At 70.9% G+C, this 24,002-nt stretch carries 20 protein-coding genes; 10 read left to right on the top strand and 10 right to left on the bottom strand.

The genetic code is table 11. The features are described from left to right. Positions 1-60 precede the first annotated feature (60 nt). Entirely contained in the window at positions 61-909 is an 849-nt protein-coding gene (locus tag ACK1X7_RS28020) for a helix-turn-helix transcriptional regulator (RefSeq protein WP_390793134.1), read from the bottom strand. Between the two features lie 191 nt (positions 910-1,100). Between ACK1X7_RS28020 and ACK1X7_RS28015 the strand changes: the two genes are divergently transcribed. Further along, complete coding sequence (locus ACK1X7_RS28015; RefSeq protein WP_385148063.1) at positions 1,101-2,126, top strand: aldo/keto reductase; 1,026 nt, start codon at positions 1,101-1,103, stop codon at positions 2,124-2,126. Positions 2,127-2,186: 60 nt separating this feature from the next. Here ACK1X7_RS28015 and ACK1X7_RS28010 read toward each other — a convergent pair whose 3' ends face one another. Next, a complete protein-coding gene (locus ACK1X7_RS28010) occupies positions 2,187-3,587 on the bottom strand; it encodes an aminotransferase class I/II-fold pyridoxal phosphate-dependent enzyme (protein ID WP_390793135.1) in 1,401 nt (466 codons plus the stop codon). A 187-nt stretch (positions 3,588-3,774) separates the two neighbouring features. Here ACK1X7_RS28010 and ACK1X7_RS28005 point away from each other — a divergent pair, with 187 nt between their 5' ends. Genes ACK1X7_RS28005 through ACK1X7_RS27985 form a run of 5 tightly spaced genes read left to right on the top strand, consistent with a single transcriptional unit; the run spans position 3,775 to position 8,372 of the window. Continuing rightward, positions 3,775-4,749, top strand: coding sequence for a hypothetical protein (locus ACK1X7_RS28005; protein WP_385148069.1), 975 nt, complete (start codon positions 3,775-3,777; stop codon positions 4,747-4,749). Between the two features lie 19 nt (positions 4,750-4,768). Continuing rightward, positions 4,769-5,578, top strand: a complete 810-nt coding sequence (locus ACK1X7_RS28000) for a deaminated glutathione amidase (RefSeq protein WP_078642142.1) — start codon at positions 4,769-4,771, stop codon at positions 5,576-5,578. Further along, positions 5,575-6,522, top strand: a complete 948-nt coding sequence (locus tag ACK1X7_RS27995) for an ABC transporter substrate-binding protein (RefSeq protein WP_385148072.1) — start codon at positions 5,575-5,577, stop codon at positions 6,520-6,522. The genes ACK1X7_RS28000 and ACK1X7_RS27995 overlap by 4 nt, the downstream gene beginning before the upstream one ends. 39 nt (positions 6,523-6,561) lie before the next feature. After that, positions 6,562-7,563: an amino acid ABC transporter permease gene (locus tag ACK1X7_RS27990; protein WP_385148075.1), complete on the top strand. Its 1,002-nt coding sequence runs from the start codon at positions 6,562-6,564 to the stop codon at positions 7,561-7,563. Beyond that, entirely contained in the window at positions 7,560-8,372 is an 813-nt protein-coding gene (locus ACK1X7_RS27985; protein ID WP_361495864.1) for an amino acid ABC transporter ATP-binding protein, read from the top strand. The genes ACK1X7_RS27990 and ACK1X7_RS27985 overlap by 4 nt, the downstream gene beginning before the upstream one ends. Before the next feature lie 55 nt (positions 8,373-8,427). Here ACK1X7_RS27985 and ACK1X7_RS27980 read toward each other — a convergent pair whose 3' ends face one another. The 5 genes from ACK1X7_RS27980 to ACK1X7_RS27960 form a co-directional block, all read right to left on the bottom strand. Then, entirely contained in the window at positions 8,428-8,877 is a 450-nt protein-coding gene (locus ACK1X7_RS27980) for an NUDIX hydrolase (protein WP_385148078.1), read from the bottom strand. 112 nt (positions 8,878-8,989) lie between these two features. Continuing rightward, entirely contained in the window at positions 8,990-10,645 is a 1,656-nt protein-coding gene (locus ACK1X7_RS27975; protein ID WP_413115789.1) for a CHAD domain-containing protein, read from the bottom strand. 58 nt (positions 10,646-10,703) lie between these two features. After that, positions 10,704-12,953 carry an RNA degradosome polyphosphate kinase gene (locus tag ACK1X7_RS27970; protein WP_390793138.1) on the bottom strand — a complete coding sequence of 750 codons (2,250 nt, stop codon included), beginning with the start codon at positions 12,951-12,953 and terminating at the stop codon, positions 10,704-10,706. Positions 12,954-13,186: 233 nt separating this feature from the next. Beyond that, positions 13,187-14,119 (bottom strand): mycothiol synthase, encoded by a 933-nt coding sequence (gene mshD / locus ACK1X7_RS27965; RefSeq protein ID WP_385153578.1) that lies wholly within the window; start codon positions 14,117-14,119, stop codon positions 13,187-13,189. A 62-nt stretch (positions 14,120-14,181) separates the two neighbouring features. Further along, positions 14,182-14,394, bottom strand: coding sequence for a hypothetical protein (locus tag ACK1X7_RS27960; protein ID WP_390793139.1), 213 nt, complete (start codon positions 14,392-14,394; stop codon positions 14,182-14,184). 497 nt (positions 14,395-14,891) lie between these two features. Here ACK1X7_RS27960 and ACK1X7_RS27955 point away from each other — a divergent pair, with 497 nt between their 5' ends. Further along, the gene (locus ACK1X7_RS27955) at positions 14,892-16,712 is read left to right on the top strand and encodes a bifunctional metallophosphatase/5'-nucleotidase (RefSeq protein WP_390793140.1); all 1,821 of its coding nucleotides are present in this window, start codon (positions 14,892-14,894) and stop codon (positions 16,710-16,712) included. Positions 16,713-16,765: 53 nt separating this feature from the next. Here the strand turns inward: ACK1X7_RS27955 and ACK1X7_RS27950 are convergent, their stop codons facing one another. The 3 genes from ACK1X7_RS27950 to ACK1X7_RS27940 all read right to left on the bottom strand — a co-directional run bounded on the left by ACK1X7_RS27950 (position 16,766) and on the right by ACK1X7_RS27940 (position 19,338). Next, complete coding sequence (locus ACK1X7_RS27950; protein WP_413115788.1) at positions 16,766-17,941, bottom strand: macrolide family glycosyltransferase; 1,176 nt, start codon at positions 17,939-17,941, stop codon at positions 16,766-16,768. A gap of 273 nt (positions 17,942-18,214) precedes the next feature. Continuing rightward, on the bottom strand, positions 18,215-18,475 hold the full coding sequence (locus tag ACK1X7_RS27945) for a DUF397 domain-containing protein (RefSeq protein WP_385153567.1): 261 nt from the start codon (positions 18,473-18,475) through the stop codon (positions 18,215-18,217). Between the two features lie 11 nt (positions 18,476-18,486). Then, on the bottom strand, positions 18,487-19,338 hold the full coding sequence (locus tag ACK1X7_RS27940; RefSeq protein WP_385153564.1) for a helix-turn-helix domain-containing protein: 852 nt from the start codon (positions 19,336-19,338) through the stop codon (positions 18,487-18,489). Between the two features lie 126 nt (positions 19,339-19,464). On the opposite strand from ACK1X7_RS27940, the gene ACK1X7_RS27935 reads away from it, so the two are divergent. The 3 genes from ACK1X7_RS27935 to ACK1X7_RS27925 all read left to right on the top strand — a co-directional run bounded on the left by ACK1X7_RS27935 (position 19,465) and on the right by ACK1X7_RS27925 (position 23,834). Continuing rightward, positions 19,465-19,956 carry an ATP-binding protein gene (locus tag ACK1X7_RS27935; RefSeq protein WP_413115787.1) on the top strand — a complete coding sequence of 164 codons (492 nt, stop codon included), beginning with the start codon at positions 19,465-19,467 and terminating at the stop codon, positions 19,954-19,956. A gap of 83 nt (positions 19,957-20,039) precedes the next feature. After that, positions 20,040-20,990, top strand: a complete 951-nt coding sequence (locus tag ACK1X7_RS27930) for a hypothetical protein (RefSeq protein WP_385153561.1) — start codon at positions 20,040-20,042, stop codon at positions 20,988-20,990. A gap of 363 nt (positions 20,991-21,353) precedes the next feature. Continuing rightward, a complete protein-coding gene (locus tag ACK1X7_RS27925) occupies positions 21,354-23,834 on the top strand; it encodes an NACHT domain-containing protein (protein WP_413115786.1) in 2,481 nt (826 codons plus the stop codon). Positions 23,835-24,002: the final 168 nt, after the last annotated feature.

Genomic DNA, 24,002 nt, shown 5'->3' with positions numbered 1-24,002 from the left:
GAGGTGGACGAAACGGGGTTGGGGCAGCGCGCGGGGCGCGGGGCGGCGGCTCGGGCCGCGTCAGGCCACCGCCGCCGCGCCCGCCAGCACCTTCAGCGCCTCCGCCGTCGCCGACCCCTCGTCGGCCGTGTACGTGCACAGCATCTGCCCCGGGTCGGCGGGCAGGACGAACGCCTCGAACCGCAGCACCAGCTCCCCCATCTCGGGATGGCGGAACCGCTTGACGCCCCGGGTCCGCTCCTGCACCTCCTGTGCCTCCCACCGCCGCCGGAACTCCTCGCTCCGCTCCAGCAGCTCATGGGTCACCCGGCACACCCGCGAACTGCCGGGGTGGCGCCCGACCTCCGCGCGCAGCCCGGCCACCGTGTCGTCGGCGACCTCGGCCCAGTTCGGGTGGATCTCCTTGAGCCGGGGGTCGAGGAAGACCAGCAGCGGGCCGTTGCGCCGCTCATCGGGGATCGCGGGGTAGTCGATGCCGAGCCGGGTGCCGAGCCGGTTCCAGGCCAGGACGTCCATCGCCGGGCCGTAGACATAGGCCGGGACATTGCCGTCCATCGCGTTCAGCAACTGCTGGATCTCCGGCCGCACCCGCGGCCGTGGATCGGGGTCGGTCGCTCCGCCGTGCCGCCGCGGCAGGGTGATGTTGCGCAGATAGGTGTGCTCGGACGGGGTCAGCCGCAGCGCCCGCGCCAGTCCGCCGACCACCGAGTCCGAGATGGCCGGGGCCCGGCCCTGCTCGATACGGGTGTAGTAGTCGACGCTGATCCCGGCCAACTGGGCGACCTCCTCACGGCGCAGCCCCCGCACCCGGCGCCGTACGACCCCCTCCGGGAGCCCCAGCTCGGCCGGGTCGAGCGCGGCGCGGCGCGCCTTGAGAAACGACTTGATCTCCGGTTCGGCATAGCCCATCCGTCCATTATCCGCGCGCCGCCCGCATCTGGGCCGGACAGGTGGTTCTGGCAGACCCAGGTTGAGCCGGGCCTGGTGAGGTGTCCGCGCGGACCCGAGGCTGAAGGCACATAAGGCCATGGAATGCAGACGCCATGGACACCAACGCCACGAACAGCGGACGCCATGGAAAGCAGAGGAAGGCAGCAGCCATGAAGCGCAGGATCCTCGGTGGGACGGGCATCTCGGTGAGCGAGTACGCCCTGGGCGCGATGATGTTCGGCGCCATCGGCAACCCCGACCACGACGACTCCGTACGGATCATCCACCGCGCCCTCGACGCGGGCATCAACTTCGTCGACACCGCCGACCTCTACTCCGAGGGCGAGTCCGAGGAGATCGTCGGCAAGGCCCTCAAGGGCCGCCGCGACGACATCGTCCTGGCCACCAAGGCCCATTTCCCGATGGGCGACGACCCCAACGAAGGCGGCAACTCACGGCGCTGGATCACCCAGGAGATCGAGAACAGCCTGCGCCGCCTGGGCACGGACTACATCGACCTCTACCAGATCCACCGGCCGGACCCCACGACGGACATCGACGAGACGCTGTCGGTCCTGTCCGACCTGGTCCGGGCGGGCAAGGTGCGCGCCGTCGGATCCTCCACCTTCCCGGCCGAGCAGATGGTGGAGGCCCAGTGGGTCTCCGACCGGCGCGGGCACGTGCGGTTCCGCAGCGAGCAGCCGCCGTACTCGATCCTGGCGCGGGGCGTGGAGGCGGCGGTGCTGCCGACCGCGCAGAAGTACGGGATGGGCGTGCTGAGCTGGGGCCCGCTCTCCGCGGGCTGGCTCACGGGCCGCTACACCAAGGCGTCCGACGTGGATCTGTCGGGCGGCCGGGCGGCCGTGGAGAAGCACAAGTTCGACCCGTCGCTGCCCGGTAACGCGCGCAAGCTGGAGGCGGTCGGCGCGCTGTCCGAGCTGGCCGCCGACGCCGGGCTCTCGCTGCCGCATCTGGCCATCGCCTTCGTACGGGCCCATCCGGCCATCACCTCGGTGATCATCGGCCCGCGCACCATGGAGCAGGTGGAGGATCTGCTCGCCGGGTCCGAGGTGGAGCTGAGCCAGGACGTCCTGGACCGGATCGACGAGATCGTCCCGCCGGGCACGGACCTCAACCGGGGCGACAGCTACTACCTGCCGCCGGCGCTCGCGGACAAGAGCCTGCGCCGCCGGTAGCCCTCTCACGGCGCGTCCTCGAGGCGCGTCACTCGTCGCTCCCGTCACTCGTCGCTCCCGTCACTCCAGCCGGCCGACGGAGGAGGAGGCGGCGGCGAGCGCGATCATTTCGGCGGTCTCGTCGAGCAGCGTCCCGTCCCGTGTCAGCCTGCTGGTGGCGACCCGCACATGGGGACGCGCGTAGGAGACGCAGAACCGGCTGCCCGGCGAGACGGTGATGCCCCGGGCAGCCAGGGTGACCAGCGCGGAGGTCTCGTCCACCACCGGCACCCACAGCATCAGCCCGTCCCGGTTGCCGGTTCGCACACCCCGCCGGGCCAGCCGCTCGGCCAGTGCGGACCGCCGCTCGTCATAGCGCCGGGCGGCATCGCGCACGCACCGGCTCGCGTCCTCGTCGGTGAGCAGATGGGCCAGGGCGTCCTGGAGGATGCGGCTGGTCCACCCGGTACCGAAGGTACGCAGCACCCGCGCCCGTTCGATGATCTCCTGGGGCCCGCCGACCACCGCGATCCGCAGATCCGGGCCGTACGCCTTGGAGTAGGAGCGGACGAGAGCGGTCCGGTGCGGCAGATGGGCGCCGAGTACGGCGACGGGTGTGGTGGTGAGGGGGCCCAGACCGTCGTCCTCGACGATGATGACGTTCGGCGCGCCCTCCAGCACCCCGGCCAGCGCGGCCGACCGCTCGGGGCCGAGCGACCAGCCGCAGGGCACCTGGGCTCTGGACTGGTGCAGGAACAGCGCGGGGCGCGCCTTGAGCGCCTGGGCCAGTGAGTCCGGAAGGGGGCCCTGATCGTCACAGGCCACGGGCACGGTCTGGACGTCCAGCGCCTCGAGGATGTCCAGCAGCCGCGCCGCCGTCGGATCCTCCACCGCCACCCGGTCCCCCGGAACCAGCAGGGCCTGGCAGAGCAACTGCACCCCTTCGTAGCCTCCGCCGACCGCCATCCAGCGCTCCGGCCGGTACGGCCAGGTGTCCCGCACCGCCGCCAGCAGGGCGTCGGTGATCGCGGTGCGCGAGTAGTCGTTGAGCCGCGGCGTCCGTGCCCCCGCGAGCAGGGCCTTCTCCAGCGGCGGCAGCAGGGCCGGGTCGGGGGCCGCGACGGCGAGGTCCAGCGCGAGATGGTCGCCGAAGTCCCCGACGCGTTCGAAGCGGGTGGGATGCGGAACGGCCGGCGGCCCGCTGACGACGCTTCCGCGGCGGCCGAGCGTGGCGATCATCCGGTGTTTGCGCAGTACCGCCCATGCCTCCGCCACCGTGCCGGGGCTGACCCCCAGCTCGGCGGCGAGCGCGCGCACGGTGGGCAGGGCGCTGCCCGGTGCCAGCTCCCCGGCCCGGATGAGGTCGGTCATGGCGGCCGCGATACCGCGCGCGCTGCGGTCCTGGACGCGGGCGGCCAGCCCGGCCACCGACCCGGAATCCGCCCCGCCGGCCGACGCCTCTTCCGCGGTCTTCTCCTGCATCGCCCACCCCTCGTCGGTCCTGACGCCCGGCACCTGGCACACAGTCAGCTAGTTACGGCAGGGAAAAACTATGTTCGGTAACAAAATAGACCTTGTCTACCGGATTCCCTGAACAATAACCTGCCTGGCATCGCGCAACCGAATGTGAACTTTGCGCGATATGCGCCATGTGCAAGGAGTGCGTACTGTGTCATCCCCCGTCATACGCCTGGGACTTCGCGACTGGGACCATCTGGTGCCGCTCGCCTCCGGGCTCGTCGAGGTCCCGGACTTCACCGTCCGGATCGATTCGCGGGACGTCACCCCCGACGTCCTCGCCGAACCCGGTCTCGACGGCGGTGAGACCTCGTTCAGCCGCTACGTCCAGGCCCGCGCCGCGGGGGACGACCGCCTCGTCGGCCTTCCCGCGTTCGTGATGCGCGGCTTCCGCCACCGCTGTGTCCTGGTGCGCGAGGGCAGCCCCCTGCGCTCCCTCGAAGAGCTCGCGGGGGCCCGCGTCGGACTCACCGGCTGGCCGGACTCCGGCAACACCTGGACCCGCGCGCTGCTGCGCGGCGCGGGAGTGGATCTCACCGGCATCCAGTGGCGGATCGGACCGCTGACGGCCGGCGAGACCGGTAAGGACCGCGTCGGCAGCCGTCCGCTGCCCGCCAACGTCTCCGTCATGGCGGAGGGCGAGTCCCTGGTGGAGGAGCTGGCGGCGGGCCGTCTGGACGCGGTGCTCTCCCCCTTCATGCCGAACGAGCTGTTCACCACGACCAGCCGCTTCCGGCATCTGTTCGACGACCACCGCTCCGCGGAGCGCGCCTACTGGCAGGCCACCGGCTTCGTCCCCGGCATCCATCTGGTGACGCTCAAGCGGGAGGTCGTCGAGGCCCATCCCGAGCTGCCCGCCGCCCTGCTCGCGGGCCTCGAGGAGTCCAAGCGCCGCTGGCTCGGCAGGCGTCGGCTGCTCGCCGACACCACTCCGTGGCTGCTGCACGAACTCACCGAGTCGGCCCGGCTGTTCGGCGACGACTGGATGCCGTACGGGACGAAGAGCAACGCGGAGATGACCCGGGCCTTCTGCGCGGAACTGCACGCCCAGGGCGTCTGGCCCGAGCCCATCGACCCCGAGGTGGTCTTCCCCGACCCCGCCCTCGCCACCGTTCCCGCCCTCTGACCACCCCGGAGCACTTCATATGCGCATCGCCGTAGGACAGTTCACCGCCACTCCCGACTGGAAGGAGAACCTGGCCGCCTGCCAGGAACTCACCGCCGAGGCGGAGCGGGGCGGCGCGGATCTGCTCGTCCTCCCCGAGGGTGTACTCGCCCGCTTCACCGAGGACCGGCACCGCATCCGCGAGGTGGCCCAGCCCCTCGACGGCCCGTTCGTCACCGAGCTGCGCGCCGCCACCGCCGGCGGCAGGACCACGGTCGTGGTCGGCATCCATGAGCCGTCCGAGGACGGACGGGTGTTCAACACCCTGGTGGCGCTGCGCGACGGTGAGCTGATCGCCCGCTATCGCAAGATCCACCTCTATGACGCCTTCGGCGATCTGGAGTCGGCCAACGTCCGCCCCGCGGCGGAGCCCCCCGTCGTCATCGATGTCGCGGGCACCAAGGTCGGCCTGATGACCTGCTACGACGTGCGCTTCCCGGAGCTGGCCCGGCTGCTGGTGGATGCCGGTGCCGAGGTGCTGGCCCTGCCCGCGGCGTGGGTGCGCGGCCCGGCCAAGGAACGGCACTGGGAGGTCATGGCCACCGCACGGGCCCTGGAGAACACCTGCTGGGTGGCGGCGAGCGGCGAATGCGGCCCGCGCAACATCGGCAACAGCCTCATCGTCGACCCCCTGGGCACCGTCCGCTCCCGCCTCGCCGCGGCCCCCGGACTGGCCTGGGCGGACGCCGACCCCGACACCACCGCCGCGGCCCGGCGCACCCTTCCGGTGCTGGCCAACCGCCGGTTCGCCGTCGACCCGACCGTCATCCCCCTCGGAGCGCCCCAGTGAACATCCCCATCAGACGTCCCCTGGCCACCGTGGCGACCGCCCTGTCCTGTTGTCTCGCCCTGGCCGCCTGCGGAGCCAACCCGCCCCAGGCGGACGGCGCCGCGGACTCCTCCGGCGGTTCCAAGGCGGCCCCGGCCAAGCTGGCCGAGGACAAGGCGCTGCACGCCTCGCTGCCCGCGAGGAACCGCACCTCCGGCTCGCTGGTGTCGGTCAACAACGGCTCCTTCCCGCCGTACGAGATCGCCGGCTCGGACGGCCACAGCCTCACCGGTGCCTCCGCCGACCTCGCCGACGCGCTCGGCCAGGTCCTCGGCGTGAAGATCCGGCACGTGACCACCGACGGGCTGCCCAGCCAACTGACCGGCATCAAGGCGGGCCGCTACGACTTCGCCCTCGGCCCCGTCGGCGACTTCAAGGACCGGCAGGGCGCCAACGACTTCGTCGACTGGGTGCGCGAGTTCGTCGTCTTCGCCGTGCCCAAGGGCAATCCGCACCACATCGGCTCCCTGGCCGACACCTGCGGACAGCGGATCGCGGTGATGGCGGGCGGCTCCGCCGAGGGAGTCATCAAGAAGCAGTCGCTCACCTGTGAGAAGGACGGCAAGAAGGCCGTGAAGGTCCAGTCGTACAAGGACCAGCCGGGCTCCATCCTGGCCGTCCGCTCCGGCCGCGCGGACGCCTTCTTCTCCTCCCAGGCGCCGCTCACCTACTTCGTGGCGCAGGCCAAGGACCAGCTCGAACTGACCGGCACCGGCAAGGGCAACGGCTTCGACGACCTCTACCAGGGCGCGGTCGTCGCCAAGGGCTCCCCGCTGCGCGACGTGCTCCTCAAGGCACTTCGGAAGCTCATCGACAACGGCACCTACGGAAAGATCATGAAGAAGTGGGGCCTGTCCGCCAACACCCTCGACAAGCCGGGCGTCAACCTCGGCGGCCCGTCCTGACCCCCGTCCCCCTGTTCCTGTGAGGAGGTGAGCCCGTCCATGGCCACCACCCAACCATCGGCGACCCGAGACGACCCGGGGAAGGCCGATCCGCGGCCCGGAGCGGTCCCCGTCGTCGACGTGGCCGGGGCCTCTCCCGTCCGCCATCCGCTGCGCTGGCTCGCGGTGCTGGTCCTCGCGGTGCTCGGCGCCCAGCTCGTGCACTTCCTGGTCACCAACCCCCACTTCGAATGGGGCACCGTCGGCGCCTACTTCGGCGCCCAGATCATCGGGCAGGGCATCGCCACCACGGTCGAGCTGACCGCCGTCGCCATGCTCATCGGCATCGTCGGCGGCGTGCTCGTCGCGGTGGGCCGGATGTCGGAGAACCGCGTGCTCAGCACGGTCTGCGGGGCCTACGTCTGGTTCTTCCGCGGTATCCCGGTGCTGGTGCAACTGGTCTTCTGGTACAACCTCTCGGCGCTGCTGCCCAGGATCTCCTTCGGCGTGCCGTTCGGCCCCGAGTTCATCAGCGGGCACACCAACTCGCTGATCACCCCCTGGCTCGCCGCCATCCTCGGGCTCGGCCTCAACGAGGCCGCGTACATGGCCGAGATCGTGCGCGGTGGTCTGCTGGGCGTCGACCACGGTCAGACCGAGGCCGCCGCCGCGCTCGGCATGGGCCGGGCGAGGATTCTGCGGCGGGTCGTCCTCCCGCAGGCCATGCGGTTCATCGTGCCGCCCACCGGCAGCCAGGTCATCAACATGCTCAAGGCGACTTCGCTGGTGAGCGTGCTCGCCCTGGCCGATCTGCTCTACACGGTCCAGTCGATCTACAACCGCACCTTCGAGACCATCCCCCTGCTGATCGTGGCCTGCCTGTGGTACCTGGTCATGACGTCGGTGCTGTATGTCGGCCAGTCGTTCATCGAGCGGTACTACGCCCGTGGGGCGAGCCGCCAGGCCCCCCAGAGGTTCTGGGACTTCGCGCTCTTCCGCCGACGCCCGGACGTCACGTCCCCGGCGCCGGAGGACGGCCCCCTCACCAAGGAGGACACATGACGATCCAGGACACCCGGGGGGCCACCGCTCCCGAGGGCGCGGCGGCGGAGCCGCCGATGGTCGTGGCCCATGGGGTCCGCAAGCGGTTCGGGGATCTGGAGGTGCTCCGCGGCATCGACCTGGAGATACGCAGGGGCGAGGTCGTGGTGCTCCTTGGACCGTCCGGTTCCGGTAAGTCGACCTTTCTGCGCTGCATCAACCACCTGGAACAGATCGACGCGGGCGCCATCCATGTCGAGGGCAAGCTGATCGGCTTCCGGCAGTCCGCCGGGCGCGTCCACCATCTGCGCCCCCGCGAGGTGACCCGGCAGCGCCGTGACATCGGCATGGTGTTCCAGCACTTCAACCTCTTCCCGCACCAGACGGTCCTGGAGAACGTCATCGAGGCCCCGGTGGGTGTGCTCCGCATCTCCAAGGCCGAGGCGCGCCGGACGGCGATGGAGCTGCTGTCCCGGGTGGGCCTCGCCGACAAGGCGGCCTCCTATCCGCGCCAGCTCTCCGGCGGTCAGCAACAGCGCGTGGCCATCGCCCGCGCCCTGGCCATGCGGCCCAAGCTGATGCTCTTCGACGAGCCGACCAGCGCCCTGGACCCCGAGCTCGTCGGCGAGGTCCTGGCCACCATGCGCGATCTGGCCCGGGACGGGCTCACCATGCTCGTGGTGACGCACGAGATCGGGTTCGCGAAGGAGGTGGCGGACCGCGTGGTGTTCATGGACGGCGGCCAGGTCCTGGAAAGCGGCAGCCCACAGGAGGTGCTGGACGATCCGGCCAACCCCCGCACCCGGGCGTTCCTCGCACGCTTCCTGTAGGGGATTCGGGACGCCGCCGGGGAGCCGCCCCGCCGGTCAGGGCACCGGGCGCGGTTCAGGACGGCCGCAGGGCGTGCAGCAGCGCGTCGATGAGCGTGCGGTCGTGGTCGTAGGAGAGGCGGCGGCGGGCCGCGTCCGGGGGCAGCCAGAGCAGGCGGTCGACCTCGCGGTTGGGCACGAAGGTCTCGTCGTCGACGGCCTCCGCCGCCCAGTAGCGGACCTCCTTGGGACGGCCCTTGGCCATGTAGTGGATGGTGGGCAGCACCGCCCCCGGGGCGCAGCCCATACCGGTCTCCTCGACAACCTCGCGCACCGCGCCGTGCAGCGCGTCCTCGCCGGGCTTGAGCTTGCCCTTGGGGTGGGACCAGTCGTCGTAGCGGGGGCGGTGGACGAGGGCGATCTCCAGCCCGCCGCCGTGCGGGGACCGTCGCCACAGCACACAGCCCGCCGCCAGGACCGTTCCGGTGTCCGCTCCCCCGTCATCACGGGAATCTGACCGGTTCATCCGCCGTCTCCCTCCCCGGTCTCCGGTGTCCGCCGCATTCCTCATGCGAATGCGGCGTCTGTTGTTGCCGCTCCCGTCGGGCGTCCGCCGTCCTCGCGTCGGGCGTCCGCCGTCAGAAGGCTCTGGTGCCGACGCGCCGCCAGATCCGGCCGAACGCGAAGCGGGCCGCCTCGACCTCATGCCGCTGATCGGCGTGGAGCACGCCCAGCGCGTACGCCGTCGCCGGGGCGATCCGGGGCGTACGGGCGGCTGCCGCCGCGGCGGCGGCCGCCTCGGCCGCGTCGCGGTGGCGCTCCAGCGCCTGCCCGGCGGCCAGCAGCCGTACGGACAGCGGCGGCTCGGCGTCCGCGGAGCCGGACCCGCCCGGCCCGGACCCGCCCGGCCCGCCTGCCCCGTCCGGCTGCTGCCACACCTGGTCGAGCACCTCCAGGGCGTACCGCCGCAGCCGCAGCAGATGGCGCACCTGGTGCCAGGGGGCGTCCTGGCGCTCGCTGGCGGGCGGGGCGTCCGCCGCCGAGGTCGCGGCCAGGCCATGGACCAGCGCCTCCGCGTTGTACGGATGTCCGGCGCGGATCAGCGGCAGCGCCTCCACCGCCTCGGCCAGCCGCCGGTTCGCCAGCTCGGCGAGCGGCGGCAGCACCTGCCCGGCCGGGCGGGCCGCGTTGGCCTCGTCGAGCGGGGCGTCGGAGGCGAGCAGGGCGACGGTGTCGGCGACCGCGTGGAAACGGGAGGAGCCGAGCGCCTCCAGGGCCGCGGTGTGGGCCCGGGTCCTGGCCAGGGTGAGCTGGCGCTCCAGCAGCGCTCCGGCGCGGGCCGCGCCCACGGTCAGCGCACCGCCGCGGGCCTCCTCCTCGGCACCGGCGCGCTGATGGGCCGCGCCCGGCCGGCCGGGCCGGTCGGTCTTCTCGCCCTTGGCGCCCCGGCCGTTCTTGTCACCACGTTCGCCGCGCTCACCACGCCGCCGTCCGGCCGCCCGGCCCTCGTCCCTGGCCGTCCCGGCCGCGCCCTCGGCGCCGCCCGCGTCGGCCTGACCGGGTCGCGCACCCTGCCCCCCGACAGGGTCCGCGGCTCCGCTTCCCGGCGCACCCGCGGCCAGGGAGACACTGCGGCGTGCGGCACGGGTGGAACGGGGCGGGACGGCGGCGGCCGCGCCGCCGGTGGCCGGCGTACCGGCAGCGCCCGCGGGGCCGCCCGAGCCGTCGACCGCGACCGTGACCCCGCCGCGCGCGGAGTGCGCCGCGCTCGTGGCATGCGCGGCGTTCGCGGCGCCGTCGGCGGGCCACTCACCGGGGCTCGCGACCTCGGCGGCCGTCCCCTCGCCGTGCGACGCCCGGTCGGCGGGGCCACCCGCGCCCGAGAGCCGGTGCAGGGCGCCGCGCAGCCGGTCCAGCCGCTCGGCGTAGGCGTGCTCCCGCGCCAGCGTGCCCGACAGCCAGGCCAGCTCGGTCCGGAGCTGATCGGACCAGGCCGTATCGGTGAGCGGGCGGTAGACGTAGAGTGCGCCGCTGATCCGCCGCGCGGCGCGGCGCAGCAGCCGGGCGGCCTCGGCCGCCTCCTGCACATCGGAGCCGCTCTCGCGGTGCAGCCGCAGGCTGCGGAGGAAGTCCCCGGCCTGGGCGTGCAGATACGCCGACAGCACCTCACCGGCCGTGGCCGACTCCCATGAGGGCGCCGCGGCGGCCTCCGCCGCCCGGTCCTGAACACCCCGGTCGGCCGTACCCCGGTCCGTCGTCGCACCCCGGTCCGTCGTCGCACCGCGATCCGTCATGCCGGCCGCCGCCCCTGGGCAGGGCTGGGCGGCGTCCGTCATCCCGGCCGGTGACAGGTCATGTCGTTGAACCACGCCGTCGCCTCCGGGCGTCGATGAGCATCTCCTGAACGTTCCGCAGCGGCTGGCCTTCCGTGTCCGTCGCATGCCGCGTCCACTCGCCGTCCGGGCCCAGATGCCAGGAGGAGGTGGAGTCGGACATCCCGGTCTCCAGCAGGCGGTTGAGGGCGGCGCGGTGGCCGGGGTCGGTGACCCGCACCAGCGCCTCGATCCGGCGGTCGAGGTTGCGGTGCATCATGTCGGCGCTGCCGATCCACACCTCCGGCTCGCCACCGTTACCGAACGCGAATACGCGCGAATGCTCCAGGAAGCGTCCGAGGACCGAGCGGACCCGGATGTTCTCCGAGAGCCCGGGGACGCCCGGCCGCAGCGCGCAGATGCCGCGCACCCACACATCGACCGGCACACCGGCCTGCGAGGCCCGGTAGAGGGCGTCGACGACGGCCTCGTCGACCATCGAGTTGACCTTGATCTTGACGTAGGACGGACGGCCCGACCGATGGTGGGTGATCTCCTTGTTGATCCGGGTGATCAGCCCGTCGCGCAGCGACTTGGGGGCGACCAGCAGCCGCCGGTAGTTCTCCCGCCGGGAGTAGCCGCTCAGCCGGTTGAAGAGGTCGGAGAGGTCGGCGCCGACCTGGGAGTTCGCCGTCAGCAGCCCCAGGTCCTCATACAGCCGGGCGGTCTTGGGGTGGTAGTTGCCGGTGCCCACATGTGAGTAGCGGGTCAGGGTGTCGCCCTCCTGGCGGACCACCAGCGACAGCTTGCAGTGGGTCTTCAGGCCGAGGAGGCCATAGACGACATGACAGCCGGCCTCTTCCAGCTTGCGCGCCCACTTGATGTTGGCGTGCTCGTCGAAGCGCGCCTTGATCTCGACCAGCACCAGCACCTGCTTGCCGGACTCGGCCGCGTCTATCAGCGCGTCGACGATCGGCGACTTGCCGGAGGTGCGGTACAGCGTCTGCTTGATCGCCAGCACATCCGGGTCGGCGGCCGCCTGCTCCAGGAACGCCTGCACGGAGGTGGAGAACGAGTCGTACGGGTGGTGGAGGAGGACGTCCCGCTCGCGCAGCGCCGCGAAGATGTCGGGCGGGGACGCGGACTCCACCTCGGCGAGGTCCCGGTGGGTGCCCGCCACGAACTTGGGGTACTTCAGCTCCGGCCGGTCCAGCGCGGCTATCCCGAACAGCCCGGTGAGGTCGAGCGGCCCCGGCAGCGGATAGACCTCGGCGTCCGAGATCTTCAGCTCGCGCACCAGCAGGTCCAGCACATACGGGTCGATGGACTCCTCGACCTCCAGCCGCACCGGGGGCCCGAAGCGGCGGCGCAGCAGCTCCTTCTCCAGGGCCTGGAGGAGGTTCTCGGCGTCGTCCTCCTCGACCTCGAGGTCCTCGTTGCGGGTCACCCGGAACATGTGGTGCGCGAGCACCTCCATCCCGGGGAAGAGCGACTCCAGATGCGCCGCGATCACGTCCTCCAGCGGCACATACCGCTGCGCCGACGCCTCCAGGAACCGGGAGAGCGACGGCGGGACCTTCACACGTGCGAAGTGATCATGCCCGCTCACGGGGTTGCGCACCACGACCGCGAGATTGAGCGAGAGCCCCGAGATATAGGGGAAGGGGTGCGCCGGGTCCACCGCGAGCGGGGTCAGCACGGGGAAGATCTGCTGCCGGAAGAGGGTGAAGAGGCGGGACTGCTCCTTCTCGGTGAGATCCGGCCAGCGGACCAGATGGATGCCCTCTTCCGCGAGCGCCGGGGCGACGTCCTGCTGATAGCAGGCGGCGTGCCGGGCCATGAGCTCACGGGACCGGTTCCAGATCAGGTCCAGCACCTCGCGCGGCTGGAGCCCGGAGGCCGAGCGGGTGGCGACCCCGGTCGCGATGCGCCGCTTGAGGCCGGCGACCCGCACCATGAAGAACTCGTCCAGATTGCCCGCGAAGATCGCCAGGAAGTTGGCCCGCTCCAGCAGCGGGGTGGAGGGGTCCTCGGCCAGCTCCAGCACCCGCTCGTTGAACGCCAGCCAGCTCCGCTCCCGGTCCAGGAACCGCCCCTGCGGCAGGTCCCCGCCCGTCAGGTCGGGCCCGTCCCCCTCCTCGTACGAGTCCAGGTCGGCGTCGAGGTCGGGGGCGAGCGACCGCACCGGTGGCGCGGCGACAGCATGCGGCCGGTGGGCCGCGATGGACCCGACCGAGGGCTGCCGCTGGGGCTGGGGGGAAACCGATGCCTGACCGCTGCTTTCGCTCATGAATTCATTGTTCCGCGCCGGAGGCGAAGACGGCGTGGCGGAAGCGGGTGCGGAAACGGCACGGAGCCTCCGGTTCGACGAATTCGGCACAGCGGGCTGCATTCAGTGATGCTCGCAACCAAGGTTGAATCGCCGGTAACGGACACATGGCGCGTAGGAAATCGGGACCCATCCCCCAGGGGTCCGGCCCCCAGGGGTTCCGCCCTCTTGAGCCCCCCGGGCGCGGGGCCGGCTCAGGTCTCGGTCCGGTACATCAGGTCCGTCTCATGGGTGACGAAGCCGAGCCGTTCGTAGACCGCGACCGCGGCGAAGTTGTCGGCGTCCACATAGAGCATCGCGGTCGGCAGCCCCTGGGCGGCCAGATGCCGCAAGCCGACCGACGTGAGCGCCTTACCGAGGCCGCCACCCTGGGCGTCCGGCCGCACGCCCACCACGTACACCTCCCCCAGCCGCTCCTCGGCATGCACCTTGGTCCAGTGGAAGCCGACGATCCGCCCCTCGCGCTCGGCCAGGAAGAACCCCGCCGGATCGAACCACGGCTCGCCCTTACGGTCGTCCAGATCACGCTGGGTGAGCGAGCCCTGCTCGGGGTGGTGGGCGAAGGCCGCCGCGTTCGCCGCCAGCCAGTCGGCGTCGTCCGCACCCGGCCGGAAGGTCCTGACCGTCACGCCCTGCGGCCACGTGGGCTCCGCAAGGCCCAGCTCCGCGAGCGACCCCAGCGGGCGGCGCATCTGCCGCAGCTCCCGGAACAGCGTCAGCCCCAGCACCTGCGCCAGATGGCGCGCCGAGGCATGCCCCCCGTGCGCCCACACCCGCAGCCGCTTCCCCGACTCCCTCAGCAGGGTCACGCCCAGCGCCCGGCCATGCCCCTGCCCGCGGTGCGCCGGGTGCACGACCAGCTCCGCGGCCGGGGCCTCCACCGGGTCGGTGTCCTCGAGCTGCGCGTATCCCACCAGCTCCCCGCTCGGCTCCCGCAGCACCAGATGCCGCACCCCCTCCCGCCGCCCCCGCAACTGAAGCCGCCCCTGCTCGGAGACGGCCTGCTGACCATCGGCGCGCGCGGACTCCGCGACCAACCGCAGCACATCCTGCGCCTCGGTGGGCGCCAGCTCCTCCAGCACATCGAGCCGCCGGGCACCGGATGTCTCGTTCACCACGTCATTCATGGGGCCGAGCCTACGGCGGCCCAATTGTGCGGCAAGCCGCTGCACAATTCATTACCGGCGGGTCACCCGGCTGCCCCATCCCCGTCGAGGATGTCGTCGGCGATGCGGGAGAGGTCCTCGGCGCTGGGCATCAGCTCCCGCACATGGGGCGGCAGCGCGGCGTAGATGCTCACGGCGAGCGGGGCGTTGTTGCTCCGCAGGGCGTACTCGATCGTCCCCTTGTCGCGGCTCCTCGCGATGAGGATCCCGAGCGTCGGATCGTCGCGCTCCGCCACCTTGCCGGAGAGCCGAGTGAAGTCGACTCGGCAGGGATCCTTGACGACCTCGTTGACGGCATCGGAGTCCTCCGGGACCGTGGCGTCGAAGTTGTTGAGCGCGGCGCCCTGCCATCAGCAGGGTGATGTGACCCCAGGGCAATTGGGCAACAGCTTGTTGCCCAATTTGTTCGGGCCTTGACCTTCATCTGAGCACGCACGCTCGCCTGCGTGACGATCACCTTGAGGTCATCCACCAGCTCGAAGAAGCCCGGCGGGAGCTCGGATCCCGGTGCGGGGATCGGCGGCTGCTTCGCGAGTTCGTTCTGCATGATCCGCACGCTCATATAGCGAACCGCCACCCAAACCGCCCATCGGAACATTTCCCCTGAACGGGCGAAGTCGCCCCACACCGTTGACCATCGGCTACCAGCTCTTAACCTCCCGCCCCTGCCCCGCTACGCGCGTTGACCGTAAGCTGCGCTCCACCATCCACACCGGGCACACAAGGGGACGACATGCCAGCGAGACCTCAACGGCGCGGGGCGGCACGCCGGTTGGCCACGGGAGTCGCGGTGCTGGCCGCCGCGGCCGGGGTGCTGACCGCCGTGGGCCCGGCGGGCGCGGACACCGCCGCCGCCTCGGACAAGCACCGGCCCGGGCGCACCGTCGACGTACAGCTCCTGTCCTTCAACGACCTGCACGGAAACCTGGAGCCCCCGCAGGGCTCCTCGGGCACCGTCACCGAGACCCAGCCGGACGGCACCACCAAGACCATCCCGGCGGGTGGCGCCGAATACCTCGCCACCTCCCTCCGTAACGCCCGTAAGGGCCACGACTACTCCGTCACCGCCGCCGGCGGCGACATGATCGGCGCCAGCCCGCTGCTGTCCGGTCTCTTCCACGACGAGCCGACCATCGAGGCGCTCAACAAGCTGGACCTCGATGTCACCGCGGTCGGCAACCATGAGTTCGACGAGGGCCGCGCCGAGCTGAACCGGATCCAGAACGGCGGCTGCCACCCCAAGGAGGGCTGCTACGAGAAGGGCAAGACCTTCCCGGGCGCCGACTTCCCCTACCTCGCCGCGAACGTCACCGACGAGAAGACCGACAAGCCCATCCTCAAGCCGTACACCGTGTGGAAGCACAAGGGCGTGAAGATCGGCTTCATCGGGGTCACCCTCGAGGGCACCCCGGACATCGTCACGGCCGAGGGCGTCAAGGGCCTGAAGTTCCACGACGAGGTCGAGACGATCAACAAGTACGCCAAGGAGCTTCAGCGCAAGGGCGTGAAGTCGATCGTCGCGCTCATCCACGAGGGCGGGCTGCCCGCCTCCGCCTCGTACAACGCCGACTGCGACAACGGCGGTGCGGGCAAGGGCATCTCCGGCCCCATCGTCGACATCGCCAAGAACATCTCGCCCACGGTCGACGCCCTGGTCACCGGCCACACCCACCAGGCGTACACCTGCACCATCCCGGACCCGTCCGGCACCCCGCGCACCGTGACCTCCGCGGCCTCCTTCGGCCGCCTCTACACGGACACCACGCTCACCTACGACCGCCGCACCGGCGACATCGTGCGGACGAGCGTGAAGGGCGCCAACGCGGCGAACCACGTCGTGGACCGCGAGCAGCCCAAGGCCCCCGACATGACCTCGCTCATCGGGCGCTGGAACAAGCTGGCCGCCCCGATCGCGGGCAAGCCCGTCGGCTATATCTCCGCCGACGTCAACGGCCGCGGCTCCACCGCGTACGAGACGCCCCTGGGCGACGTCATCGCCGACGGCCAGCTCGAAGCGCTCGCCCCGGCCGACAAGGGCGGCGCCCAACTCGCCTTCATGAACCCCGGCGGCATCCGCTCCGACCTCGCCCACAAGGCGTCGGGCAGTGAGGGGGACGGGGTGGTGACCTACGGCGAGGCGTTCACCGTCCAGCCGTTCACCAACATGATGAACGTGCTCGACCTGACCGGCTCCCAGCTCATCACCGCGCTCCAGCAGCAGGTCAGCGGCTCCAACGAGGCATCCCCGAAGATCCTCCAGGTCTCCAGGAGCCTCACCTACACCCTGGATCTGACCAAGTCCGGCAAGGACCGGATCGTCACGGACACGGTGAAGCTGAACGGTGAGCCGATCGACCCCGCCAAGACCTACCGGGTCGCGATGAACGAGTTCCTCGCGGGCGGCGGCGACGGCTTCCCGGCCTTCAAGGACGGCAAGAACAAGCTCGTCGGCGCCTCCGACCTGGACGCGTTCACGGCCTACCTGGGCGCGCACTCGTCGCAGTCCTCGCCCCTGGACCCGCCGAAGGCGGACCGCATCACGATCGTGAAGTAACCGCCCGACGCCTGCCGACGGCCCGGCCGCCAAGCGGCCGGGCCATCGTCATGTCACCGCAGCGCGTCCTCGATCAGATCGGCGGCCCGCCCGGTGCCGCCCTCGGCCCGCACCTGGTCCCGCAGCCGCGCCGCCCGTCGCGCGACCTCCGCGTCCGTGGTGAGCTCGGTCAGCGCCGACCGCAGCACCTCGGCCGTGGCGTCCGCCGTGTCGATACGGCGGGCCACGCCCAGCTCCACCAGCCGGTCGGCGTTCATCGGCTGCTCGGCACTCTGCGGTACGGCGATCATCGGCAGCCCGCAGTACAGCCCTTCGCCGCTGCTGCCCATCCCCGCGTGGGTGATGAACGCGTCGGCCTGCTCCAGGATCGCCAACTGCGGCACCCAGCGGTGCACCTCGATGTTGCCCGGGAGCTCCCCCAGCTCGGCCGGGTCGACGTACTTCCCGATCTGCAACACCACATGCCATCCGGGCAGCTCCCCGAAAGCCGCGGCGCACTCCCGGTAGAAGTCAGGCTTCCGGGTGAAAGCCGAACCCAGCGAGACCAGCAGCACCTTCTCCACCCCGGCGGGCCGTTCCCACCCACCCTGGTCGGCCCGGTCGCCGAGGCACGGCCCGACGAACGTCACCACCTCCTCGTCCACTCGGTCCGCGTTCGGCTGCATGGCCCGGGGAATCACCGCGATGGCCCGCTCCGGCCGCCCGCTGAAGACATCGGGGTCGAGCGTGGTCGCCCCGCAACCGGCCAGCCACGACGCGAACTTCTCCTGATACGCGTCGGCCCCCGGCAGCGCCTTGAGCGCCGCCCCGACCTCCTCCGCGTAGCCCTCCCAGGCCACGAAGGACGGCGAGAGCTGTAGCGCCGGCCGCCCTTGCGCCTCGGCCAGGGCACGCCCGGCGTAGCCGCCGATGTCGTAGAGGTAGAGATCGGCCGGATCCTCGTCATACGCGGCGCGCAACTGCGGCAGCGCCTGGATCGCGTCGTCCAGGAAGACGGTGCCGGCGGCGATGGGGTCCTCCGGCCAGTTGTTGTCCACGACGGGCAGCGTGGACCGGTACGGCACCAACGCGGCACCGGTGGGCTCGATGACGTGCGCGACGAAGGGATCGTTGGCGTACGTCACCCGATGCCCACGGGCCACGAGCTCGCGGATGATCTCGAGGCTGGGCAGTACATGGCTGATGGCGGGGATGCCGACCATCGCGATATGGGCACGGCGACGGGACATATGGGATCACTCGTTTCAGGTCTACGGCGAGATGGACACGACGGCCCGGCGCACGGGCGTGGTCGCCGGTGCGCGGGGCGAAACGGCGTGTCAGCCGTAGATCTGAATGAACGAGTCCATGGGCGGCACGGTACCCCGGCCGCCGACCGGCCCGCCTCCCATTTTCCGACCGGGCTCAGCAAGCGGTAAGTGCCCGCTCAGCGCCCAATCGTAGGGTCGCGCAAGCGACGGGCCGTCTGTTCTCCCTCTCCCTCTCCCGACGGGCCGTCGCGCCTACGCTCCGCTTTCCTGGATGCGATCGAAGGCGCCGTCCTTGGCGCCACGTATGAAGGCACGCAGGGCGGCGGGGGTGGTGGTCAGGACGATGTCGGGGTCGTCGCTCTCGCGCAGCGCTATGCCGTTGCCGTGGGCGGCGACGTTCACGCAGTTGCCCGCGTCCCCGCTGTAGGAGGACTTCCGCCACGCGATCGCGACATTGACGCAATTGGACGAGTCTCCGCTGTACGAAGACTTCCGCCACTGGTACGTGGACACGCTTCTCCCCTTCACATGGTGCGCAAGATGCCATGGATGAAGTCCCGCGACTCTCGCGGCTTGAGGGCGGTCATCTCCATCCGTTCCAAGACAGCCCGATACTTGGCCAACTCGGCCTCCGCGTCCATGAACTGGGTCCCTTGGGCAGAGTCGAGCTGCACCGTGTCGAGTTGCGGTACAGGCCCCACGACATAGTCGAACGACTGCCCGGTCCCGGGGAAGGTCCCGCCACCGAACGGAATCACCCGGATGGTGACGTTGTCCATCTCGCTCATGGCGAGGAGGTGCTCAAGCTGGGCGCGGACCGTCTCCATCCCGCCGAACTCCATTCGCAGAGCGGCCTCATGGATGATCACGGTGTACGGCACCGGCTTGTCGCCGTAGAGGATCGCCTGCCGCTTCATCCGGTGTGACAGCCGATGCTCCACCTCGTATGCCCGCAACGGCGGAGCTACTTCCCGGATCACCGCGCGGGCATGGTCCACGGTCTGGAGCAGGCCCGGGATGTGGATGACCAGCGCGACGCGCAGCGCTCGGGCCCGGTGCTCCAACTCGGCCATATCCGCGAAGCTGGCCGGGAGGTGTTCCCGATACTCGTCCCACCAGCCCCGCGCTCGTCCACCCGTCATGTCGGCCAGCGCGTCCACAAGGTCCTCATCCGCACACGAGTAGGTGCGAGCCATCACGCGCACACGATCGGCACCCACGGCGTACCGGCCCGCCTCGATCATGCTCACGCGGGCCTGCTGGACACCCAGCTCGGCGGCGGCCGCAGTGGAGGTCAGACCCGCGCGCTCGCGAAGCTTCCGCAACTCGGCTCCGAGTCGTCGCTGCTTGAGCGTAGGACTACTGGTGGTCGCCATCGGTCTCCCTTGTCACCCACACGAGGGCAATCGTGAGCCATATCTCCGTATCGACGTTAGAACTAACACGACTGGCCCTACTGTGTGGCGCAAGCCACCCAACTTCGCCCGACCGAGGGAGACTCCATGGCCAACGTACCGCCATCCTCCGACCCCTGGACGTACTCCCTCCGCCTCCCCAACGACCCACGGGCGGCCAGGATCTCGCGGGTAACCCTGCGAGCCGTCCTCTCCTCGCACGGCATGACGGAACTGACCGACACGGCGGAACTCCTGACCTGCGAGCTGGTCACCAACGCCGTCCGCCACTCCGACGGCCCGGCCCAACTCCGCATCCGCCACCTCTGCGAAAGCCGCCTCCGCGTCAGCATCTGGGACACCAACCCCACCATCCCCGCGCCCTTCGACGCCCCGCCCAGCCCCCTCGACCGCTTCACGGCCCTCACCGAGGCCGCCGCCAACCTGGACGCGACCTCCGGCCGGGGCCTCCTCATCGTCCGACTGTGCGCCGACAACTGGGGCGGCTACCCCCTCGCCGACGACCTCTTCGGCATCAGCGGCAAGCTGCTCTGGTTCGAACTCGCCCCGCAACAGAGCGCCTACGAGATCGCCGCCTGACCCTACCCAGGGCTTTCCCCCAATCGGGTGATCACCGGTCATTTGCCCCGTGCACATGCCCCGATGACCCTACGTTCACACACATGGTCAGTTCGCGGCACGAGGCCGCACACCGCATCTTTCAAGAACGACCGGAGTTACTCGCACCGGTATTCCGCATCCTGGATCTGTCGCCGCCCGAGAAAGCGGCGGTTGAAGTGCTCACCCCGGATGCCACCGAGATACGGCCGCTGGAACGCCGCGTGGACAGCGTGCTGCGCGTCAAGCCGTTCGACGGTGACGACTTCCTCCTGGCGATCGAGGCCCAAGGGCGCTGCGACCCCGACAAGGCAGTCAACTGGGCGTACTACGTGTCGTATCTGGCGGCGAAATACAAGCAATCGGCTCTGCTGCTCGTGGTCTGCCAGGACAAGGCAACCGCCGAGTGGGCGACCGGCCCCTTCCGGGTTGGCGTGGACGACTGGACGGCGCTGTCGGTACATCCACTGGTCCTGGGCCCTGGGAACGTCCCGGTGATCCTCGACCCGGACGAGGCCGCCCAAGACCTGACCCTGGCGACCTTCTCGGCCTTGACACATGGCAGCCACCAAGATGCCCCGGCCATACTGAAGGCCCTGGCTCGCGCCATGGGAACGGGCGACCCGGACTCTGTCCGCTACTACACGGAATTGCTGGAGATCGGTCTGGGGAGTACTACCCCAGCGGGAATCACCTGGAGGAACGAGATGAGTGTGGGCACCTACTTCCCCGGCCGCGGCACCCTGATCGAGGAGACCTTCCTGAAGGGGAAGGCAGAGGGGAAGGCAGAGGGGAAGGCAGAAGGGAAAGCAGAAGGGGCGGCAGAGGGCGAAGCCCGAGGCCGAGCTCAGGGGGTGCTGGGCGTCCTGGAGAAGCGAGGCATCCCCACCCTGGCCGCGACGCGCGACCGCATCACCCACTGCGCCGACCTCGGCACTCTGGACCGCTGGTTCGACCGAGCCTTCACGGTCTCCACCGCCGATGAGCTCTTCGCGGAGGAAGAGCCGGGCCGGTAGGTCACCGGGCGAGCCGGGGCCGGGACCGCCGGCGGGTAGCCGCGAGACGGCGGGAGGGGGCGGGGTCGCAGGGGTGGTGTCCTGGACGCTTTCGCATATTTGTGGCGCCAACCCCCGGCCCACACCACGCCCCCGAGCACCGGCGCCGTAAATATGCGGTCCAGGGCGCCGCACCGGAGGCCCCGCCCCCGGCACCCACCACACAACCGACCGCGCACCCACCACCCACCGACCGCGCACCCGCCCCGTGCCCCCGCCCGCCCCCGGAACCCACGCCGAACCCCCACAGCGCCGGACCGACCCCGCCTACCCTGGTGGCTTCTTCGATACGGCGAACAACAGTCACCGGGGGGACGGGGCCTCATGGATCCCGCAGCCATAGCCACACTGGTCCAGGAACTCTTCGTCGCGGACGGGCCGGTGGACCGGCCCGTCCGCATCGCCTCCCTCGTCGCCTTCCAGGGCGACTACCGCACGCTCACCGAACGGGACCTGCCCCGGATCGCCTCCGTGCTCGTCGAAGAGGTCGCGAAAGAGATCGCTGAAGAGATCGCTGGAGAGATCGCTGGAGAGATCGCCGATCAGGCGCGGCCCGAGCTGACCGACGCCCTCGCCCGCACCCTCCACGCCCTCGGCACCGTAGACCTCGACGACGTACGCGCCGTCCGCCTCGGCCCCCAAGCCTTCGCCCACCACCTCGCCATCGCCGCCCCCGACGCCGACGAGGGGCTGAACGCGGCAGACGCCCGCTCGCACGCCTCCCTCCGGGAGGCCGTCTGCGCGCACATCCTGCGCTTCCTCACCATCCGCTCCCCCTTCGTCACGGCCGCCGAGGACGCCGCGTTCGAGCAGCGCTACGCCCAGGACATCGTCGCCGCCCACGACCACCTCACCATCTACGGCATCGATCTGGCCCACTCCCCCGACAGTTGGCCGCTGGACGCCGCCTATCTCAGCCTGGAGACCGAGGCGGACGGCGGCGGCCCGAGCGCCCCCGCGGAACAGGCCCTCGCCGGACGCGAACGGGTGCTGCTGTGGGGCGTGGCGGGGTCGGGCAAGACCACGCTGGTGCAGCGGCTCGCGGTGTCCGTGGCGCGTGGTGACCTCCCGGCCCCGCTGGCGGGGCTGCGCGGGCGGGTGCCCTTCGTGCTCCCCGTGCGCCGGTTCCGCCGCGACGGCTTCCCGGAGCCGGACGCCTTCCTCTCCGCCGTCCGCTATCCGCACACCGCCGCCCAGCCGCCGGGATGGGCCGAGCGGGTGCTGTCCCACGGGCGCGGACTGCTGCTCGTGGACGGGGTGGACGAGGCCCCGGAGGGGGAGCGTGAGCGGCTGCGCGAGGCGCTGCGCGAGCTTCCGGCGCGCTATCCGGGAAATATCTGGCTGGTCACCTCGCGCCCCTCGGCCGTACGGGAGAACTGGCTGGCCTCGGAGCGTTTCACCGAGCTGAAACTCTCCCCGCTCAGCCGTGAGGGGGTCACCGCGTTCATCCGGCGCTGGCATGCGGCGGCCCGCCAGGACATCACCGACCGTGCCGATCTGGACCGGCTGAGTGGTTACGAGGAAACGCTGCTGGACGCCGTAAGGATTACCCGGGACCTCGGCCGGCTGGCCACCAATCCACTGATGTGCGGTCTGCTGTGCGCACTGCACCGGGACCGCCGCGGCTATCTGCCGCACGGCCGGAAAGCCCTCTATGACGCGGCCCTTTCCATGCTGCTGGAACGGCGCGACCGCGAGCGCGCCATGCTGCCGCCGGAGGGAATCGACCTCCCCCAGGAACCGAAGATCCGGCTGCTACAGAAGCTGGCGCACTGGATGCTCGTCAACGGCCGGTCCGAAATGGACCGGACCACCGCCGTCGAGACGCTCGGCCGTCACCTCCCGGCCATTCCGCACGCGGCGCGGCAGGGCGGGCCGGAGGAGATCTACCGACATCTGCTCAACCGGACAGGTCTATTGCGCGAGCCCACACCCGGTTCGGTCGATTTCGTGCACCGAACGTTCCAGGACTATCTCAGCGCGAGAGCGGTCGTCGAACGGCACGATTTCGACTTCCTGATCGACCACGCACACCTGGACGACTGGGAAGAAGTGATCAGAATGTCGGTCGCTCTCGCCCGCCCCGATGAATGCGGCTACCTCCTGGAGGGGCTGCTGGCGGCCCGTAAAGACGCCCGGCCGGTCCATGCCCGCCATCGCAAACTCCTGGCGGCCGCATGTCTGGAACATGCGACGGAGCTGGACCCCGAGGTGCGTTCCCGGGTGCATCGCTATACCCGCGATCTGGTACGCCCGACCTCGCTGGAAGCGGCCCGCGCGCTGGGCTGGATCGGGCCTATCGTGCTGGAAATGCTGCCCGATCCCGGCGGCGTATCCGATGAGGAAGCCCATCGGCTGGCCGTCACCGCCACCTCGATAGCCGACGACCGCGCCATCGACTATCTGGTCCGGCTGCGGGACCGCGCCTCCTGGGCGGTACGGGCGCAGCTCGCGGGCGCCTGGCGGCGATATGACACCGATCGTTACGCCGAGGAAATCATCGGCCATCTCGATGAGCGGGAACTCGACTTTCCGGTGTCGGACCTGGCGGAGCTGCGGGCCCTGCGCCGGCTCGGCGGCCGCCCCTGCGTCCAGATAGCCGGTGCGCTCACCCCGGAGCAGTTGACCGAGGGCCTGGTGGCGGAGCGGCTGACCGAGCTGTGGCTCGCCTACGACCTGGGCGCGGACCTGGACCTGAGCTGGCTGGCCGCCTTCCCCCGGCTGCACACCCTGCGGCTGAGCCACCGCAATACGGGGGTGACCGGGGTCCCGGAGGGCGTCCAGGTCATCGTGGCGGGCGCGTAAGGCCCGGAGGGGCGGAACCACAGAGGGGCCCTGTCAGCCGCCCGGAGGGGGCGCCGTCGGCCGCCTGGGCGGCCTCTGCCTCCCGTTCGCCCCCGTCACCGGCCGGGAAAGTCCAGGGAAACCCCCAGGGCCCGCAGAGCCCCGCCAGAGCCCGCAGAGCCCCGCCAG

It is taken from the genome of Streptomyces sp. CY-1 (assembly GCF_047218265.1).
Classification (GTDB): domain Bacteria; phylum Actinomycetota; class Actinomycetes; order Streptomycetales; family Streptomycetaceae; genus Streptomyces; species Streptomyces niphimycinicus.
Note: the sequence above shows the minus strand (reverse complement) of the source record. Positions and strands in the feature narration are given on the sequence as shown.

What these genes read in the sequence shown, in the direction of transcription:
- ACK1X7_RS27950 (WP_413115788.1), bottom strand. Translation starts at nt 17,941, where the DNA reads ATGTCCCGTCGCCGTGCCCATATCGCGATGGTCGGCATCCCCGCCATC.
- ACK1X7_RS28000 (WP_078642142.1), top strand. Translation starts at nt 4,769, where the DNA reads ATGCGCATCGCCGTAGGACAGTTCACCGCCACTCCCGACTGGAAGGAG.
- ACK1X7_RS27985 (WP_361495864.1), top strand. Translation starts at nt 7,560, where the DNA reads ATGACGATCCAGGACACCCGGGGGGCCACCGCTCCCGAGGGCGCGGCG.
- ACK1X7_RS27925 (WP_413115786.1), top strand. Translation starts at nt 21,354, where the DNA reads ATGGATCCCGCAGCCATAGCCACACTGGTCCAGGAACTCTTCGTCGCG.
- ACK1X7_RS28015 (WP_385148063.1), top strand. Translation starts at nt 1,101, where the DNA reads ATGAAGCGCAGGATCCTCGGTGGGACGGGCATCTCGGTGAGCGAGTAC.
- ACK1X7_RS28020 (WP_390793134.1), bottom strand. Translation starts at nt 909, where the DNA reads ATGGGCTATGCCGAACCGGAGATCAAGTCGTTTCTCAAGGCGCGCCGC.
- ACK1X7_RS27955 (WP_390793140.1), top strand. Translation starts at nt 14,892, where the DNA reads ATGCCAGCGAGACCTCAACGGCGCGGGGCGGCACGCCGGTTGGCCACG.
- ACK1X7_RS28010 (WP_390793135.1), bottom strand. Translation starts at nt 3,587, where the DNA reads ATGCAGGAGAAGACCGCGGAAGAGGCGTCGGCCGGCGGGGCGGATTCC.
- ACK1X7_RS27975 (WP_413115789.1), bottom strand. Translation starts at nt 10,645, where the DNA reads ATGACGGATCGCGGTGCGACGACGGACCGGGGTGCGACGACGGACCGG.
- ACK1X7_RS27970 (WP_390793138.1), bottom strand. Translation starts at nt 12,953, where the DNA reads ATGAGCGAAAGCAGCGGTCAGGCATCGGTTTCCCCCCAGCCCCAGCGG.
- ACK1X7_RS27940 (WP_385153564.1), bottom strand. Translation starts at nt 19,338, where the DNA reads ATGGCGACCACCAGTAGTCCTACGCTCAAGCAGCGACGACTCGGAGCC.
- ACK1X7_RS27980 (WP_385148078.1), bottom strand. Translation starts at nt 8,877, where the DNA reads ATGAACCGGTCAGATTCCCGTGATGACGGGGGAGCGGACACCGGAACG.
- ACK1X7_RS27935 (WP_413115787.1), top strand. Translation starts at nt 19,465, where the DNA reads ATGGCCAACGTACCGCCATCCTCCGACCCCTGGACGTACTCCCTCCGC.
- ACK1X7_RS27930 (WP_385153561.1), top strand. Translation starts at nt 20,040, where the DNA reads ATGGTCAGTTCGCGGCACGAGGCCGCACACCGCATCTTTCAAGAACGA.
- ACK1X7_RS27990 (WP_385148075.1), top strand. Translation starts at nt 6,562, where the DNA reads ATGGCCACCACCCAACCATCGGCGACCCGAGACGACCCGGGGAAGGCC.
- mshD (WP_385153578.1), bottom strand. Translation starts at nt 14,119, where the DNA reads ATGAATGACGTGGTGAACGAGACATCCGGTGCCCGGCGGCTCGATGTG.